This window comes from Leptotrichia sp. oral taxon 218, from assembly GCF_018128225.1.
In the GTDB taxonomy this organism is placed as follows: domain Bacteria; phylum Fusobacteriota; class Fusobacteriia; order Fusobacteriales; family Leptotrichiaceae; genus Leptotrichia.
The window spans coordinates 455012-471960 of the sequence record NZ_CP072377.1 but is presented as its reverse complement, the minus strand read 5'-3'; the positions used below and the strand labels follow the sequence as shown (position 1 = coordinate 471960).

The 16949-nt window shown below is 27.6% G+C and carries 16 protein-coding genes; 3 read left to right on the top strand and 13 right to left on the bottom strand.

Annotation, left to right across the window (positions count from 1 at the left end; genetic code table 11):
- Nucleotides 1-13: 13 nt before the first annotated feature.
- The 8 genes from nusB to J5A73_RS02225 all read right to left on the bottom strand — a co-directional run bounded on the left by nusB (nt 14) and on the right by J5A73_RS02225 (nt 9494).
- On the bottom strand, nt 14-415 hold the full coding sequence (gene nusB / locus J5A73_RS02260; RefSeq protein ID WP_211616253.1) for a transcription antitermination factor NusB: 402 nt from the start codon (nt 413-415) through the stop codon (nt 14-16).
- A 158-nt stretch (nt 416-573) separates the two neighbouring features.
- Complete coding sequence (gene amaP / locus J5A73_RS02255; RefSeq protein ID WP_211616251.1) at nt 574-1206, bottom strand: alkaline shock response membrane anchor protein AmaP; 633 nt, start codon at nt 1204-1206, stop codon at nt 574-576.
- 10 nt (nt 1207-1216) lie between these two features.
- Nucleotides 1217-1600 (bottom strand): Asp23/Gls24 family envelope stress response protein, encoded by a 384-nt coding sequence (locus J5A73_RS02250; protein ID WP_211616249.1) that lies wholly within the window; start codon nt 1598-1600, stop codon nt 1217-1219.
- A gap of 142 nt (nt 1601-1742) precedes the next feature.
- Nucleotides 1743-3098, bottom strand: coding sequence for an acetyl-CoA carboxylase biotin carboxylase subunit (accC, locus tag J5A73_RS02245; protein ID WP_211616247.1), 1356 nt, complete (start codon nt 3096-3098; stop codon nt 1743-1745).
- Between the two features lie 30 nt (nt 3099-3128).
- Nucleotides 3129-3524: a biotin/lipoyl-containing protein gene (locus J5A73_RS02240; RefSeq protein WP_211616245.1), complete on the bottom strand. Its 396-nt coding sequence runs from the start codon at nt 3522-3524 to the stop codon at nt 3129-3131.
- Nucleotides 3525-3658: 134 nt separating this feature from the next.
- Complete coding sequence (dnaE, locus tag J5A73_RS02235; protein WP_211616243.1) at nt 3659-7363, bottom strand: DNA polymerase III subunit alpha; 3705 nt, start codon at nt 7361-7363, stop codon at nt 3659-3661.
- Between the two features lie 15 nt (nt 7364-7378).
- Nucleotides 7379-8170: a Cof-type HAD-IIB family hydrolase gene (locus J5A73_RS02230; RefSeq protein WP_211616241.1), complete on the bottom strand. Its 792-nt coding sequence runs from the start codon at nt 8168-8170 to the stop codon at nt 7379-7381.
- A 190-nt stretch (nt 8171-8360) separates the two neighbouring features.
- Nucleotides 8361-9494, bottom strand: coding sequence for a cysteine desulfurase family protein (locus J5A73_RS02225; protein WP_211616239.1), 1134 nt, complete (start codon nt 9492-9494; stop codon nt 8361-8363).
- 298 nt (nt 9495-9792) lie between these two features.
- Between J5A73_RS02225 and tnpA the strand changes: the two genes are divergently transcribed.
- The 3 genes from tnpA (at nt 9793) to J5A73_RS02210 (ending at nt 13033) form a co-directional block, all read left to right on the top strand.
- Nucleotides 9793-10194 carry an IS200/IS605 family transposase gene (gene tnpA / locus J5A73_RS02220; protein WP_211616237.1) on the top strand — a complete coding sequence of 134 codons (402 nt, stop codon included), beginning with the start codon at nt 9793-9795 and terminating at the stop codon, nt 10192-10194.
- 9 nt (nt 10195-10203) lie between these two features.
- Complete coding sequence (locus tag J5A73_RS02215) at nt 10204-11631, top strand: RNA-guided endonuclease TnpB family protein (RefSeq protein WP_211615249.1); 1428 nt, start codon at nt 10204-10206, stop codon at nt 11629-11631.
- Between the two features lie 208 nt (nt 11632-11839).
- Nucleotides 11840-13033: a dicarboxylate/amino acid:cation symporter gene (locus J5A73_RS02210; RefSeq protein ID WP_211616235.1), complete on the top strand. Its 1194-nt coding sequence runs from the start codon at nt 11840-11842 to the stop codon at nt 13031-13033.
- Between the two features lie 60 nt (nt 13034-13093).
- Here J5A73_RS02210 and J5A73_RS02205 read toward each other — a convergent pair whose 3' ends face one another.
- The 5 genes from J5A73_RS02205 to J5A73_RS02185 form a co-directional block, all read right to left on the bottom strand.
- On the bottom strand, nt 13094-13906 hold the full coding sequence (locus J5A73_RS02205) for a Nif3-like dinuclear metal center hexameric protein (RefSeq protein WP_211616233.1): 813 nt from the start codon (nt 13904-13906) through the stop codon (nt 13094-13096).
- Nucleotides 13907-14031: 125 nt separating this feature from the next.
- Nucleotides 14032-14793: an RNA polymerase subunit sigma gene (locus J5A73_RS02200; RefSeq protein WP_211616231.1), complete on the bottom strand. Its 762-nt coding sequence runs from the start codon at nt 14791-14793 to the stop codon at nt 14032-14034.
- 107 nt (nt 14794-14900) lie between these two features.
- The gene (locus J5A73_RS02195; protein WP_211616229.1) at nt 14901-16145 is read right to left on the bottom strand and encodes an RNA-guided endonuclease TnpB family protein; all 1245 of its coding nucleotides are present in this window, start codon (nt 16143-16145) and stop codon (nt 14901-14903) included.
- 439 nt (nt 16146-16584) lie between these two features.
- Nucleotides 16585-16701 (bottom strand): MarR family transcriptional regulator, encoded by a 117-nt coding sequence (locus tag J5A73_RS02190; protein WP_211615099.1) that lies wholly within the window; start codon nt 16699-16701, stop codon nt 16585-16587.
- Nucleotides 16702-16736: 35 nt separating this feature from the next.
- On the bottom strand, nt 16737-16910 hold the full coding sequence (locus tag J5A73_RS02185; RefSeq protein ID WP_249069349.1) for a hypothetical protein: 174 nt from the start codon (nt 16908-16910) through the stop codon (nt 16737-16739).
- Nucleotides 16911-16949: the final 39 nt, after the last annotated feature.

The following is a 16949-nucleotide window of genomic DNA, read 5'->3' as shown; positions in this document are numbered from 1 at the left end:
AAGTTTTTTATTTTTATTTTATATCTTTTACTAATTTTGCAAGAATTCCATTTAAAAAATCCTTTGTATCATTGTAAGAATATTTTTTCGCAATTTCTAAAACTTCGTTTATTGCAATTTCATATCCCACTTTTTTTATAAGAATTTCGTAAAAAGAGATTTTTAATAGTACCTTTTCTATTGTTCCCAGTCTTTCGTAAGTCCAACCGTCAAGTATATTTTTTATTTTTTCTATTAAAATTTCTTCATTTTCAATAATTTCAGTTACATAACTTTTTAAAAAATCAATTTGGTCTTCTTTTGTAATTTTTTCTTCTTCAATAACTTCTTCAATTCTTTTCTGAATATCGTTATCAATTAGTTCATGTTCAAAAAGAAGTTTAAATATTTCTTCTCTAATTTTTCTTCTTGTCATCAAATTTCCCTTCCTAAAATCTTCAAAATACTCGAACTCCCATAGAAAAAATCCCGTGGTTCTCAATAAATTTACTGAGCTATCCCCATTGTTCTTACGGTTCTTACATTATTTTTTAGATAATATTTCCAATTATTCTTGCAATTTTATTTTTTAAGTTACTCTGTTTTTTCGCTTGTTTCAGAATTTTTCTCGTTTTCAGTTTCTTTTTTTTGTTCCCGATTTTTATCTGTATTTTCAGAAAAATCCACAGCTTTTTTTTCTGTTATTGTTTCACTTAAAACTTTTCTCAATTTTATTTTACTTTTTTTTACTGTAATTCCAGTTGAATGAAAAACATAATCGGTTAATTCATTTTGAATATTCGAAAGTTTGTCGTTTAAATCTTCCACATTGTATGTATCCACACTTGCTTCGATAACAACCGCTTTCCCTTTTGAATATGATCTCACTTTTGAGCTTTTTATAATTTCTTTTGTCTTTAAAAATTCTTTAGTAGTTTCATTTATTGTTTTTATCGATACTTCGATTTCGCCATTTTTATTTCTCACTTTTTTATTTTGAGAATATTTAGTAAGTTTGTTGACATATGAAAGTAAAAATAATACTAAATAAATTATTGCAACTACTCCAACTAAAATTTTAACATTAAAATCACTCAAATCAATTGCATTATCCAACTGATCCAAATATGTTGTTTTAAATAAAATATCTGAAATACTAGAAAAGGCAATTCCGATAAATCCCAATATTACTGATAATTTTGCTAAAAATCCTAATATAGCTGTCATTTATCCACACCTATTCCTCTGTTTTTTCTGCCACTACTACTTCATCTTTTTTATCATCTTCAACAATTTTTTGAATGTATACATTCACTTCCTGAACTTTTAGTCCAGTTGTTTCTGTAATTGCTTTTACCACTTTTGTTTGAATTTCTCCAGCAAGAGCAGGTAATGGATAACCCATTTTAGCTACGATATACAAGTCGATTGTGCATTCAGTTTCTCCAACTTCTACATCAATTCCTTTTCCTCCAGAAGATACGCTTTGGAAAAATTTGATTATTTCATTTTTTGATTTTCCACCAACTAAGCTGCTTACTCCTTCAATTTCCGAAACTACTAATTCTGCAATTGTTGCAACAACTTCCTGAGATATATTTACATTTCCTAATTCGTTCATTTTGATTCCTCCTAAATTTAAAATTAAATATTTAATTTTTTCAAACAATTTATCCCATTTTTAAAAAATAGGAAAACTTGCTTTTATTAATAAAATTATACCACAATTTTTTATTTTTTCCATCTTTTTTTAACAAATTTTTTTATTTTCCCAAAACTTCGCTAAAATAAGTTTCGATAAAGTTTGTATAAAATTTTCCTTCTCTAAACGCCTTGTTTTCAAAAACTTTTAAATGGAATGGAATTGTTGTGTCAATTCCTTCTACTATAAATTCTCTTAGCGCTCTTTCCATTCTCACAATTGCTTCTTCACGATTTTTTCCTTTAACTATTAACTTAGCTATCATTGAATCGTAATAAGGTGGGATTTCATAATTTTGATACGAATGTGAATCTATTCTCACTCCAATTCCACCAGATGGAATATATTTTTCCAAAATACCAGACGACGGCAAGAATCCATTTTCTGAATCTTCAGCATTTATTCTGCACTCAATTACATGTCCATGTATACTTATATCTTTTTGAGTGAAACTCAATTTTTCTCCAGCTGCCACTCTTATTTGCTCTTTTACTAAGTCAACTCCTGTAATTTCTTCACTTATTGTATGTTCCACTTGAATTCTCGTATTCATTTCCATAAAATAAAAATTCATTTCTTTGTCGACCAAAAATTCCAATGTTCCAACGCTGTCATAACCTATTCCTTTAGCTAATTTTACCGCAAATTTTCCCATTTTTTCACGAGTTTTCGCATCGATTCCAGTTGATGGACTTTCTTCTATCAATTTTTGATGTCTTCTTTGAATTGAGCAATCTCTTTCTCCCAAATGAACCACATTTCCATATTTATCTCCAATTATTTGAATTTCAACATGTCTTGGCTCTTCAACATATTTTTCGATATAAACATCAGGATTCCCAAAATTTGCATTAGCTTCATTTTGCGCAACAATATAATTTTCAACTAATTCCTTTTCGTCGTGAGCAATTCTCATTCCTTTTCCACCACCACCGGCAGTGGCTTTTATCATAACAGGATAAGTTATCCATTTGGCAACTTCTTTTGCTTCTTCAACAGTTGGGACAATTCCATCCGATCCTTTTGTCATTGGGACTTTATGCTTACTCGCAGTTTCTCTTGCAGTCGCTTTATCTCCCATCATACTGATAAGTTCTGGTTTAGGACCAATAAACACAATACCATTTTTTTCACAAATTTCAGCAAATCTCTGATTTTCTGATAAAAATCCATATCCTGGATGAATTGCTTCACTGTTTGTAATTTGTGCAGCTGAAATGATATTTGGTATTTTTAAATAAGAATCAGCAGCACTTGGTTTTCCAATACAAATTGCCTCATCCGCAAGTTTTACATGCAATGAATCTTTATCCGCTTCTGAATATACAGCAACTGTTGCAATTCCCAATTCTCTTGCTGCTCTTATAATTCTCACAGCGATTTCTCCTCTATTTGCTATTAATATTTTTTTAAACATTGATTCCTCCTAAATATTAACTTTTTTAATTTATTTTATTTCGATTTTAAATAATTCTTTTGAAAAATCAACGGCGATTCCGTCAGAAACCAAAACTTCTTTTATCACTCCGTCAACTGTAGATTTTACTTCATTTTCAATTCCCATTGTGTAAATTTTAGCTAATATTTCACCTTTTTTAACTTCTTTTCCACTGCTTACATCCAATAATTTTATTTTCCCAACATTATCTGACTTGATAATTTCTTCTTTTTGAACTTTCTCTTCTTTTTTAGCAGATTTTACAGGCTGAGCTATGTTTATTTTTGGACTGGCATCACAAGAATTAATCAGTGTCAATTTTACTTTTCCATATTGAACTTTCAGTTCTTCCAATTTTTCTTCTTTCATAACTTTCATCAATTCTTGAATATCTTTTAATTCCATCTTTTCTCCTTATTTTTAAACTGTCATTTTTAAAAATTTATTTTTTTATTTTGAAAAAATTACTTAATTTTGATAATTTATTATAACATACAATATTATATTTTACAATATTTTTAAGATTTTACCAAAAATCATTATCTTATCTTTAATTTTTCAAATCCGATTAATTTTACCAATCTACGCAAAAAATTTAAAGATAAATTTATGCTATATTTAGAAATTTTAAATTTATTTTTTTTAATTTTTTTAATTTCTTGATTTTCTTGATTTTCTTGATTTTTTTGCAAAACCTGAATAACTTTATTTTTTCCTTGATATTTCAAAATCAATTTTTTTATTTCTTGGGATTTTTTTATCGTATCTTCATCAATTTTAATAAATAATTTCAAATCCTGTCTTTTTTCTAAATTTTCCAATTTACAAATATTTTCTAAAAAAATATTATATTTTTCATCTTCAAAATTCACATTTCCTTCTAAAATGACAATTTCATTTTCTTTGATTTCGTCTTTAAAGTTCGCATATTTATTTTGAAAACAAATAATCTCAATATTTCCATCAAAATCTTCCAATTCAAATTTTGCCATATTTTCACCTTTTTTCGTATTAAAAATATTCAAATTTCTTATCATTCCAATAATTCTTAAAGTTTTTAAATTTTTTTTGGAAATATTTTTAATTTTATCGTGAGAAATTATATTTATCAAAACTTTTTTCAAATCCAATGGATGTTTTGAAACATAAATTCCTAAATATTTTTTTTCTTTTTCCAAAAGTTCTATTTGTGAAAATTTTTTACTTTTTATTTTTTCATCTTCCGAATTTTTTGAATCAGAAGCTTCAAGAAAAATGACATTTACCTCCTCATCTGCATCAAACAGTTCAAAATCTTTAACCAAATCAAGCATTTCTTTTCGACTTTTCCCAAATTTATCCAATGCTCCTGAAAATATCAAAATTTTAAGTTGTTTTTCCGTCATTTCATTGTCTTTCATTCGCATAGAAAAATCTTCATACGAGTCAAATTTCCTACTTTTTAACTCTTCACTCAAATTTTGAAATAACATTTCTCCTATTCCTTTTATTCCACAAAATCCAAAACGAATGCTTCCACATCTCTCATTTTCTTTTCTATATTGTTTTTCTTTGTTCTCCAGTTTTTCTTCTTTATCTTCTTCTTTTTTGTTTTCTTTTTCTCTTTCTCTCCTTTCTTCTATTTCTTCTATTTTTTTTATTTCTTTTATTTCTCTCTCTTTTTTATTTTCTTTTTCTTTTTCGTTTTTCACAACTTCAAAATCTCTATTGCAAATATTTACATCAGGTAAAAGTAAATCTATATTGTTTTTCTTAGCTTCATTTACAAAAACTTGAAATCTATCTAAATTTGAAACTTCCACCGACATTATTGCAGCAAAAAATTCCAAAGGATAATTTGCCTTGAAAAAAGCTGTCCAGTAAACAATTAGCGAATATGCTGCTGAATGTGACTTATTAAATCCATATCCACCAAATTTTTCAATTAAGTCATAAATTTCATTTGCTTTTTTTTGTGGATTTTCACTCTGCAAAATGCCTTTTTTTAAAGTATTTTTTACAAATTTTTCACGATTTTTTTGAATTGACTCAAGATTTTTCTTACTTATCGCCCTTCTCACTTCATCGGCTTCCCCAAGCGTATAATCTGCAAGTTCGCTTAAAATTTTCATAACTTGCTCCTGATACAAAATCATTCCATAGCTTTCTGATAAAATGTCTTTTAAAGAGTCATCAATATACTTTATTGTAGTTTTCGAATTTTTTTGTAAAATAAGGTCATCGACCATTCCACTTCCAAGAGGCCCTGGTCTATAAAGTGCAAGAAGTGCCACAATATCGCTAAAACTCTCAATTTTCATCTTTTTCATAAGACTTCTAATCCCAACTGACTCGCACTGAAAAACTCCCATTGTATCAGCATTTGAAAGCAATTCGTAAGTTTTTTTGTCATCTAATGGAATTTTATCAAGAAATACTTTATTTTTTGACTTTTCAAAAAAAATCTCATTATATTTTTTGCTCTCTTCCAAATTTTCAACAATTTTTCGCAAAATTGTCAAGTTTTTTAAACCTAAAAAATCCATTTTCAAAATTCCAAGCTCTTCCAGCTCTTTCATCTGATACTGAGTTGCCACAACTTTTGTCTTCCCATCAGAATAAATTGGAATTTCATCGGTTAAAATATCTTTTGAAATGACAATTCCCGCCGCATGAATCGAAGTGTGTCTGACTTGCCCTTCCAATTTTAAAGAATAATCAATGACTTCTCTTGTCTGCCTATCAGTTTCATACATATTTTTCAATTCTTTTACATTTTCTTTCGCTTCACTCAAATCCATATTAAACGGAATCATTTTTGCAATTTTATCAACTTTTGAAATTTTTACATTCAAAACTCTTCCCACATCTCTAATTACAAGTCTTGCCTTCAATGTCCCAAAAGTTATGATATGAGCGACATATTCACTTCCATACTTTTTATAGACATAATCTATAACTTGCTCTCTTTGCTCCTGATCAAAATCTATATCAATATCTGGCATAGAAATTCTCTCAGGATTCAAAAATCTCTCAAAAATCAAATTATATTCAATCGGGTCAATATCCGTGATATTTAAAGTATACGAAACTATGCTTCCTGCAGCAGAACCACGCCCAGGTCCAACATAAATTCCATTTTCCTTAGAAAATTTTATAAAATCCCAAACTATGATAAAATAACCGTTATAACCCATTTCATCAATAATTTTAAGTTCATATTCTGCTCTTTTTATTATACTTTTTCCATCCAAATTTTTTTCATTTTTAAATTTGTCGCTTGAAAATTTTTTGATAATTTCTTTTATATCTTCTTCATTTTCTGCCTCAAAATCTGCAATTGAATATCTTTTTACAATTCCGTTATAGACAAGTTTTCGCAAAAATTCTTTTTCAGAAATATTTTTTGGCAATTCATATCTAGGAAATTTAAATTTATGAAATTCAAAATCAATTTCACAATTTTGAACAATTTTTTGAATATTTTTTATTGCCTTTTCAAAAATCTCATTTTCATTCTCAAAAGAACTTTTTATTTCACCGTAATCTTTAAAATAAAAATCATTATCTCTAATTTCTTTGTTATTTATAATTTCTTCTGAATCCGACTTTTCCCCTCCTTTTATAAGTTCCACTATTTTTTTTAAAATTTTGTCTTCTTCGTTCAAATAATAAATGTCGTTTGTCACAACAAAATTACTTATTTTTTCTCTTTTTGCTGTTTCAACAAGAATATTTTTCACTCTCTCAAGTTTTTTTGACGCCGGAATTTCCAAAAAAAAATTTTCTCCAAAGTCAAAAAATAATTTTCTCATTATTTTTCGTGCAATTTCATTTTTTTCCTCCAAAATGTAATTTGTAATTTCTCCATTCAATCCGCTTGACAAAACATACAAATCTTGTGAATATTTTTTCAAATCTTCATACTTTATTTTATTTCTTTTTCTTGAAAATTTCTCAAATGAAATCGAAGACAACTTGCACAGATTTTTATACCCATTTTTATTTTTCGCAAGTAAAGTCAAAGAATATTCTCCAAAATTTTCCAATCCATCAAAAAAAACTTCAAGTCCGATAATTGGCTTTATTTTAGCACTTTTACACTTTTTAAAAAATTCTATCGCACCAAACATATTGACATCTGTTATCGCAAGAGAAGTCATACCGAGTTCACTTGCTTTTTTTACATATTCATCTATTTTCCCAACACCTTCCAGCAAAGAATACTCGGTGTGCAACTTTAGATGTACAAATTCACTTTCCATAAATTTTCCCCTACTCTACAAATTTTTTAAAACTTCATAAATCCCATCTTCGTCATTGGACAAAGTTATTCTGTCAGAAGAAAACTCTTTTTTCAATTCTTCGGTTGCATTTCCCATAAGATAACCATATTTTACAAATTTTAACATTTCCAAATCATTCCACTGATCTCCAAAAGCCATCGCCCTTTGTGGCGAAATATTATACTTTTCCAGCATAACTTTTACTGTCAATCCTTTATTTACTTCTTTATTTAACGCTTCCAAATATTTTAACTTAGAAAATACAAATGTCACATCAGGCATTTTTTCACAAAGTTCTTTTTTCAATTTCTGTAAAATTTCATTTTCATTGATAAAAAGCGCTTTTGTCGAAGTCTTTCCAAAAAAGTTATCAAAATTTTCTACATAATATGGAATCCCAACATTTTTTGCATATGCTTTTCCTTCTTCCGTTTCCTTTTCAATATATAATTTATCATCTTTATATAAATTCAAGTGAATATTTTTTTCTCTTGCAATTTTTATTATTTTCTCAACCGTCTGTGCATCTAGCGGTTTTTCGTAAATCATCTCTTTTGTTGCTGGATCCACAATTCTTCCTCCATTATAAGTAATAACTGGATTTTTTATTTTAAGCATTTCAACAAAAGGACTTGCAGAAGTAAATGTTCGTCCTGTCGCAATAAAAATTTTAACTCCTTTTTTTTCCAATTCATCCAATTTATTTTTCAAATTTTCCGAAACAGTATGCTCACTTGTAAGTGTCGTCCCGTCCAAATCCAAAAATATCGCTTCAATCTTTCCCATTTTCAACTCTCTCTCCTTTATATTAATTATCATATTTATTATATTATATTTTATATTAGATATGTTCGATAACCTAAGTTTTTTTATCTATACAAGGGGTCAAGACCCCTTGCTTCAAGATGTTTATTTTATTAAATTCTAAGTTTGTATAGTTATCGAACAGGTCTATTATATACATCATATATTATTTTTATATTATCTCTTTCAAATTTTCGATAAAATAATCAATTTCTTCAATTGTTGTATCTTTTCCAATACTAATTCTAAAAGAACTTTTCAGCTTCTCATCATCCATTCCCATCGCTTTTAAAACATGTGAATTCTCAAGCGATCCAGACATACAAGCTGAACCTCCGCTCACGCAAATTCCTCTCATGTCAAGCGCCACTAAAAGCATTTGAATATCTGTATTTTCTATAAATACATTAGTAATATTTTTCACTCTTTCTAAATTTCCGCCATTTATTTCAACTCTCTGAATTTTTCCAATTTCATTTTTTAATTTTTCTTCCAAATATTTCTGAATTTTTTCTTCGTTTTTCAAAACTTTATCCATTTTCTCATAAATTTCTTCAAGTGCCACGCCAGTTCCCAAAATTCCATTCACATTTTCAGTTCCAGCTCTTCTATTTCTCTCTTGACTTCCTCCACAAATTTCTTTCTCAACATTATACTTTTTATCAATAAACACAAATCCAGCGCCTTTCGGTCCATAAAATTTGTGCGACGAAACAGTCAAAGCGCCTATTTTTAATTCCTTAGGATAAATTTTAAATTTTCCAATTGCCTGAACTGCATCCGTATGAAAAAAAATCCCCTTTTCTTCCAAAAACTCACCAATTTCTTTAATTGGCTGAATAACCCCAGTTTCGTTGTTCACAAACATAACTGACACAAGAGCTGTATCTTCTCTAACTGCGTTTTTTAGCTGTTTTACATCAACAATTCCATCTTTTGTGACATCTAAAAAAGTTACTTCATATCCTTGTTTTTCAAGATTCTCGAAAGTCTTTAACACGCTTGAATGTTCGATTTTTGTTGTAATAATGTGTTTTCCTTTATTTTTATTTTCTTTTAAAAATCCTTTTATAACTAAATTATTTCCTTCAGTCCCACCAGAAGTAAAAACTATTTCTTTAGCTTCAACTTGCAAATTTTTTGCCGCAATATGTCTTGCATTTTCAACCACAGCTTTTGCCTTTTGTCCTAAAGTATGCGTTGAAAATGGATTTCCGTAAACTTCTTTAAACGATTTTGTCATCTCTTCAATCACTCTTTCTGACATTTTTGTAGTAGCCGCATTATCTAAATAAATTAATTCCATTTTTTCTCCTATTTTTTCTTATTTTTATTTTTTTGTTTTTTTTATTCTAATTTTTTTAATTGATTTTTTTATTTTTTTCTATTTTTTTTAAATCTCTATGTCTTTATTTTACCATATTTTAGAACTAATGAAAAAAATTTTTTGTGATTTTTTATTTTAATATTATCTACCAAAAAATTTTATGAATTATGCCAGAACACTTGCGACGCAAGGAATAAGATGAATGGCATATTTTTTTGGCAACGAAAAAATTTGAAATAGTTAAATACATATGGTATAATAAAAATGGTGATAAATAATGTTAAATATTAATTTTGGAAGAGGATATGTGTATTCAATTCAATATCATATAGTGTGGTGTGTAAAATATAGAAGAAAAGTATTAATTGATGATATTGAAAAAATTTTAAAAGAATTATTAATTGAAATTTCTAATAAAAATAATATAAAAATAATAGAAATGGAAACAGATTTAGACCATGTTCATATATTAATTGAATGTAGTCCTCAACATTTCATACCTAATATTTTGAAAATATTCAAGGGAATTTCTGCAAGAAAACTTTTTTTAAAACATCCCGAGATAAAAAATAAGTTATGGGGTGGACACTTATGGAATCCTAGTTATTTTGTTGCAACTGTTTCTGAAAATACTGAAGAACAAATAAAAAGATATATCCAAACTCAAAAAGAAAAATAAGGAGGAATTATGGCAAATTATGTATTGACATTAGCTTTAAAAACTGAACTATGGCAAGAACATATTTTAGAAAAAAGAATAAACATAGCTAGAATGATATATAATTCCTGCCTTAGTGAAATTCTTAAAAGACATAGAAAAATGATAATTTCTCCTGAATATAAAGAAATCAGTAATTTAGATAAAAAAGAGCAATCTAAAAGATATAAAGAATTAGACAGAAAATATTCAATATCTAAATTTGAATTAAATAAGTATGTGAAACCTATGACACAAAAATTTAAAAAGAATCTAGGTTCTCAAATGGGACAAGAATTAGCTGAAAGAGCTTTTGCGACTTATGAAAAATTTAAGTATGGTAAAGCTAAAAAAGTACATTTTAAAAGTTATGGAAATTTCTATTCTGTTAGAGAAAAAGGGAATATTACAGGACTTAGATTTTTTAAAGAAGATTGTTGCATATCTTGGTTAGGCTTAAAGATTCCAGTAATAATAAAAAATAATGATAAATATGCACAAAGTTGTTTTTTAGATAAATTATTATATTGTAGGTTACTTAAAAGAGTTGTAAATGAAAAAAACAAATACTACATTCAAATAACTTTTGAGGGAACACCTCCTAAAAAACATAAAGTTGGTGGAGAAAATGAAATTGGAATTGATATAGGAACTTCAACAATAGCAATCGTTAGTGATAATAAAGCAGAATTAAAGATTTTAGCTGAAAATGTAGAAATAAATGAAAAAGAAAAAATAAGACTACAAAGAAAACTAGATAGACAGAGAAGAGCAAACAATCCTAATAAATATAACAAAGATGGCACAATTAATATAGAAAATAAAGAAAAATGGAAAAAGAGCAAATCATATGTGAAAACAAAGTTAAAACTTTCAAATTTACAGAGAAAAATCGCAGAGAAAAGAAAGCAATCTCATAATATTTTAGCGAATAGTATACTAGAAATTGGAACAATAGTAAAAGTTGAAAATATGAGTTTTAAAGCTTTACAGAGAAGAAGCAAGAAAACTGAAATATCTGAAAAAACTGGAAAATTTAAAAAGAAAAAGAGATTTGGAAAATCTTTATCAAATAGAGCACCTGCATTATTGATTGAAATAATAAATAGAAAATTAGGATATATTGAAAAAAATATAATAAAAATTGATACTTTTAAAGTAAAAGCTAGTCAACTAAATCATAGTACAAATGAATATGAAAAGAAAAGTCTATCAAAAAGATGGGTAGAAATATTAGGAAATAAAATACAAAGAGATTTGTATTCTGCATTTTTAATAAAGAATGTAAAAGAAAATTTAGAAGAAGTAAATATAGAAAAAGCACAAAAAGAATTTAAAAATTTTGTTAAATTGCATAATGAAGAAATTGAAAGAATAAAAAAAGGAAATGTAAAAACATTAAAATGTATGGGATTTTAAAATAAAAACTGGTTTTGAACCGAGCCAACAGGATGTAAATGTTCTCAACGGAGAGCTTATCCATTAAAGTCTTAAGGAAATTAGCTAGTATTTGAATACTAGATATTCAAAAGAAACTAAATAGTACTTAAGAACCTCGCGACTTCAGTCGTGAGAGGTTCAGGGTATAATGCAGTATAATTATTTTTTTACGAGAGGAGAAAATTTTATGAGAAAATTTAGAATAGGTCTGGTTTCACGGTTATTGATAGCAATTGTACTAGGAATTTTTGCTGGATTTGTCTTGCCAGAACCAATTATTAAGATTGCGGTAACTTTTTCAGAACTGTTTAGTAAATATTTGGCATTTATCATACCGCTTATGATTATTGGCTTTGTTGTAGCGGGAATTTCTGATTTGACACAAGGTGCAGGAAAACTTTTAGGAATAACAACTCTTATATCTTACAGTTCAACAATTATTGCGGGAACAATAGCCTATATAATGGCTTCAACTGTTTTTCCACATATAATAGATGGAAGTATTCTAGCAAAAATAGGAAATCCAGAAAAAGGCATGTTAAAACCTTTTTTTGAAATAGATTTGCCGCCAATGCTAGATGTAACTTCAGCAGTAGTTTTTTCATTTATAATGGGACTTGCAATAAGTTGGTTAAAATCACAGAAGAATGATGATGGAGAAACAATCTATAAATTATTTTCCGATTTTTCCATAATCATTGTGAAAGTTTTATTAACTTCGATAATTCCAGTGCTTCCTTTTTACATCTTTGGAACATTTGCAAATATGGCTCACAGCGGCGGTGTATTTACAATAATGTCAGTTTTCATAAAAGTATTTTTGTGCGTATTAGCTTTACATATTGCGTATTTAGTCGCTCTTTTTGCGGTTTCTGGTGCGATTGGGAAAAAAAATCCATTTCAACTTTTAAAAAATCAAATTCCAGGATATATAACAGCACTTGGAACTCAATCATCTGCAGCTACAATTCCAGTAAATGTAGAATGTGCTAAAAATAACGGAGTTTCTGAAGAAATAAGAGATTTTGTCATACCACTTTGTGCAACAATTCATATGGCTGGAAGTATCATTACGATAACAAGCTGCGTCACAGCAGTTTTAATGATAAATAATATGGCTCACAGCCTATCAATCATGCTTCCATTTATAATGACTTTAGGAGTTGCTATGGTAGCAGCACCTGGAGCACCTGGTGGAGCAATAATGTCAGCACTGCCATTTTTAGGAATGGTTGGAATTGTTTCGACAGGTCCACTAGGAACAATGCTTATTGCATTATACATTACTCAAGACAGTTTTGGAACTGCGGCAAATATATCTGGAGATAATGCAATTGCTGTTATTGTAGACACGATTTATCATAAATATATAAAAAAATAAAATAATAAAAAAAAGAGAAATTAAGCATTTATTGCCTAAAACTCTTTTTTTATTAATTTTTTACCCCAATTGAAAAATTTGATTTTCATAATGTTTTATCATTTCTCCACCAAAAAATTTTGAAACTTCTCTTTTCATTAAATCTGCAAATAAATACTCGCTCTCCAAGTGACCTATATCAACCAAAAGTCCACCTTCTTCAAGCATATCAAGTGCTTCGTGGTATCTTAAATCCCCTGTTAAAAACACATCTACATTTCCTTTTGCATGACCGATAAAAGAACTTCCACCACCTGTTACAAGACCAATTCTTTTTATAACTCGATTTTTATCTCCGACAAATCTTACATAAGGTAACCCAAGTTCATATTTAATTTTTTTTACCAAATTTTCCAAAGTAATTTCTTCATTTAAAATTTTCACTCTCACAGTCCCGCCATAATGTCGCTCCATACAATGCTTAACTTCATTGTAATCTTCAAAATTAACTTCATTTAAAATTTTTGTTTCTCCAGCTAAATTTAACTTTTCCATCACAAAATCATTTAATCCATTTATCGCAAAATCAGCATTTGTGTGAATTGAAAAAACAGCTATCCCATTTTCAATAAGTTTTAAAACTTTTCTTCCGTGCAATGTCTGATTATTAATCCTTTTCATTCCAGAAAAAATAACTGGATGATGTGAAATTATTAAATTTACACCATTTTTTATCGCTTTTTCAACCGCATTTTCAGTCACATCTAGGCAAAACAACATTTTTTTTATTTCTTTATTTTCATCTCCGATTAAAAGTCCCACATTATCCCAATCTTCTGCCATTTTAGGATTATATCTTGTCTTTAATTCTCCTATTATATCTCTTAATTTCATTTTTTATTTTTTTTATTTTTTTCCTTTCTTTCTTTAATTTTATTTAATTTATTTATTTTTTTTAATTTATTTTTTATTTTTTTATTTAATTTACTCTAATTTTAATTAATTTTTTAATTAACTTTTTAATTAACCAAAAAATCTAAATTTTCGCTATTTTTCACAAAATCACTTTGTAACATATCTATCGATAATTTATTAAGTGCCTTTTCTTTTAAAATACTCACATTGTGACTTGCTATGTTCAAAGTTTTTGCTATTTCTTTTTCAGAATAAATTTTGTCATCTAATCCGTAAAACATCACCAAAATTTTCTCATCAATGTAACTCAATTTTTTTGGAATATTTTCTAAAATATATGTTTTTGTTATTCTATCAGCTTTTTCAAATATTTTTTCAATTTCAACAGATTTTTCATCTTTTACATTGTCGAACAAATTTTCCAGATCTTCTAAATATTCTGGATTAACATTCATTTGCTTACTAATTTCTTCAAGACTGTAACCACTCGCTTTATCCAGCTTCAATTTCAAATACAAAATATACGACAATTCCATTGATTTTATGTTTTTTAGCAACTTTTTCTGAAATTCCAAAATATATTTTATTGAAAAATTTTTCAAAAAAAACTCTGGGTCTTTAAAATTTTCTATTACTTTAGAATAATAATTTAATCCCGAAATTAAACCCAAAGTTGCTTCTTGAACTATATCTAAAAATGAAAATCCAAATTTTGAATAATTAAGGCTTTCTTTTACTGCAATTTTTAAATATCTGTCAATTAATTCATCATTTTCAAATTTTTTCTTTTCTTTAATTTTTTTTAAAATTTCTTTATTTCTCTCTTTTACATCTTCCAAATAAGATTTTATCGTATTTTTTTCCAAAGAATAAAAATCTTCATTTTCTAATATACTGAACCTCCCACGACTAAAGTCGCAGGGTTCTAAAATCTTTAAAAATATTTAAAAATTTTCTAAGAAGTTTGATAGCTTTACACTATCCTTATTCTTTTAGGTGTGTTCAGCTCACCTCTATTGTATAGGACGCTTAAGTCCACAACTTTACTTTTTCTTAAAATATTTAATGCTCCGTTACAATCTGCATTTAATTGATAGCCTTTACTTGTCTGATATAGTCCTCTTTTTATCCTTTTTCCACTGAATTTATATTCTTTTTGATTTTCTTTATCGTATACTGGAATTATATCTCCATCAAAGAAACTTGCTTTCGATGTATAACTCTCTTCTTGTAGTTTAAATTCTATTCCATATAGTTTACATAGATATATTAATTTATCTCTTAATTTTCCATATGGTATACTTACAAAGTTTTGATTATTTATACTTCCTATATTTGATTTTCTTTGAAAATCTTCATTATATCCTAGAACTATTTTTCCTATATCATTATTAAGACAATAATTTATTATTATTCTTGCTGCTTTTGAAAGATAATCATTTATGCGATTATTTCTCTTTCTAGTTATTTTCTTTTGTCTTAATGTCGTTCGCTTAATCTTTTGCTTATCTTTTATACTTTGTAATTTTGCATTTGTCTTATTATAGTATTGATTTATTGATTTTAATTTTCTACCATCTATTATGAATGATGCTCCATTATTAGTTACACAAGTACACAGATTGTCTATACCTAAATCAATTCCTAGTGCATTATTTTCATTTAATTCCCTTTGAACTTCTTCCACTTCATAAGTATATTGAATTTCAAAGTACCTAGAATATTGTTTTGGTATTATTCTAATCTCTTTTATCTTCTTGTCTTTTAATACTGGTGGTAGCTTAATTTTAACTTCCTGATGAGTTTTCTTAAACAAATTTGAATAAGGAACTATCAGCATATCATCTTTTAATCTTATAAAACCTATAACAAGTGCAGTAAAACCATCTTTATCAAGATAATTAGGTAATTTTACTTTACCATTATATTGACCATTCTTAGCAAGTTTTAAAAGTGCAAAGAATGACTTAAAACTTCCATCTACTTCTTTTAAAATTTGTTGAGCCATATTAGAATTTAGTTTTTTATAGTTCTCACTGTTTTTAAGTATTTTATAGTTTTCATTATAACTTAAATACTTTTTCTTATTAAAATAATACTGTCTAATATTATATATAGCTTCATTAGTTAAGTTCTTGGCTATATGAGATAAATATTTTAAATTCCTAAACTCATTTTTACTAAGATGTTTTACCTGTTGTTTTAATGTTAAATACATAGATATCACCTCCTTTTCATCAGAGATATTATACCATGTATTCTACATTTTATCTGTTTTTTTTTAATATTTTTAAAGTTTTTAAAACCCCACAACAGTGGGAAGCGTCGTTCGCATAAGTGCGCTACTACTTATGCAGTTCTCTTGGCATATATACTCCTTAATAAATTAAGGAGACTAGCCTTGAACTTCTTGTTATCTCTAACAAGCACAGACTATATCTTATCCATATCCTATTTCAAGGACTTAGGCGAAACCACTTCCAATACCAATCGCTTGTATTGTACTCCCCTCACGAGGGATAGTCGTTGAACTTTCCTTTTCAGGTTTAGCTGCTGATTGTCTATTATCATAATGTTTAGGCTTTAACCTTGCATCATCTAGTATATTTTTTCTGCTTTCGCTACCTTCACACCTATACCATTTTCTCACTTAAGTATTATGTTGTGGTTATACTAGCTTTAAGAGTTCCCAGCAATTCAGTTTCTTTGTTGCACGGTTTTGATCCGTGTCTACATACAAGTTTCCCTATATGCTTACTAAAATTTTCGTACAATTCATCTCACGACTAAAGTCGCGAGTGTTCTTGCACTATTTAATAAAATCACTTCCATCGACAGATGTTCGCACTTCTGAAATATTTTCTGAATAAATAACTTTTAATAATTCAAAAAATTCATCGTCAGATAAATCGTTGTTTTCAACAATTTTCTCAAAACTAAATTTACTTTTTTTTCTAATATCTTCTATAATATTACTTAACAATTTTCCACCTCTATTTTAAAATGAAAGGAGCCATCCAGA

Coding starts and splice junctions, on each gene's coding strand:
- tnpA (WP_211616237.1), top strand. CDS start 9,793: ATGTTAAATATTAATTTTGGAAGAGGATATGTGTATTCAATTCAATAT.
- accC (WP_211616247.1), bottom strand. CDS start 3,098: ATGTTTAAAAAAATATTAATAGCAAATAGAGGAGAAATCGCTGTGAGA.
- amaP (WP_211616251.1), bottom strand. CDS start 1,206: ATGACAGCTATATTAGGATTTTTAGCAAAATTATCAGTAATATTGGGA.
- J5A73_RS02210 (WP_211616235.1), top strand. CDS start 11,840: ATGAGAAAATTTAGAATAGGTCTGGTTTCACGGTTATTGATAGCAATT.
- J5A73_RS02215 (WP_211615249.1), top strand. CDS start 10,204: ATGGCAAATTATGTATTGACATTAGCTTTAAAAACTGAACTATGGCAA.
- J5A73_RS02250 (WP_211616249.1), bottom strand. CDS start 1,600: ATGAACGAATTAGGAAATGTAAATATATCTCAGGAAGTTGTTGCAACA.
- J5A73_RS02230 (WP_211616241.1), bottom strand. CDS start 8,170: ATGGGAAAGATTGAAGCGATATTTTTGGATTTGGACGGGACGACACTT.
- J5A73_RS02240 (WP_211616245.1), bottom strand. CDS start 3,524: ATGGAATTAAAAGATATTCAAGAATTGATGAAAGTTATGAAAGAAGAA.
- dnaE (WP_211616243.1), bottom strand. CDS start 7,363: ATGGAAAGTGAATTTGTACATCTAAAGTTGCACACCGAGTATTCTTTG.
- J5A73_RS02195 (WP_211616229.1), bottom strand. CDS start 16,145: ATGTATTTAACATTAAAACAACAGGTAAAACATCTTAGTAAAAATGAG.
- J5A73_RS02225 (WP_211616239.1), bottom strand. CDS start 9,494: ATGGAATTAATTTATTTAGATAATGCGGCTACTACAAAAATGTCAGAA.
- nusB (WP_211616253.1), bottom strand. CDS start 415: ATGACAAGAAGAAAAATTAGAGAAGAAATATTTAAACTTCTTTTTGAA.
- J5A73_RS02205 (WP_211616233.1), bottom strand. CDS start 13,906: ATGAAATTAAGAGATATAATAGGAGAATTAAAGACAAGATATAATCCT.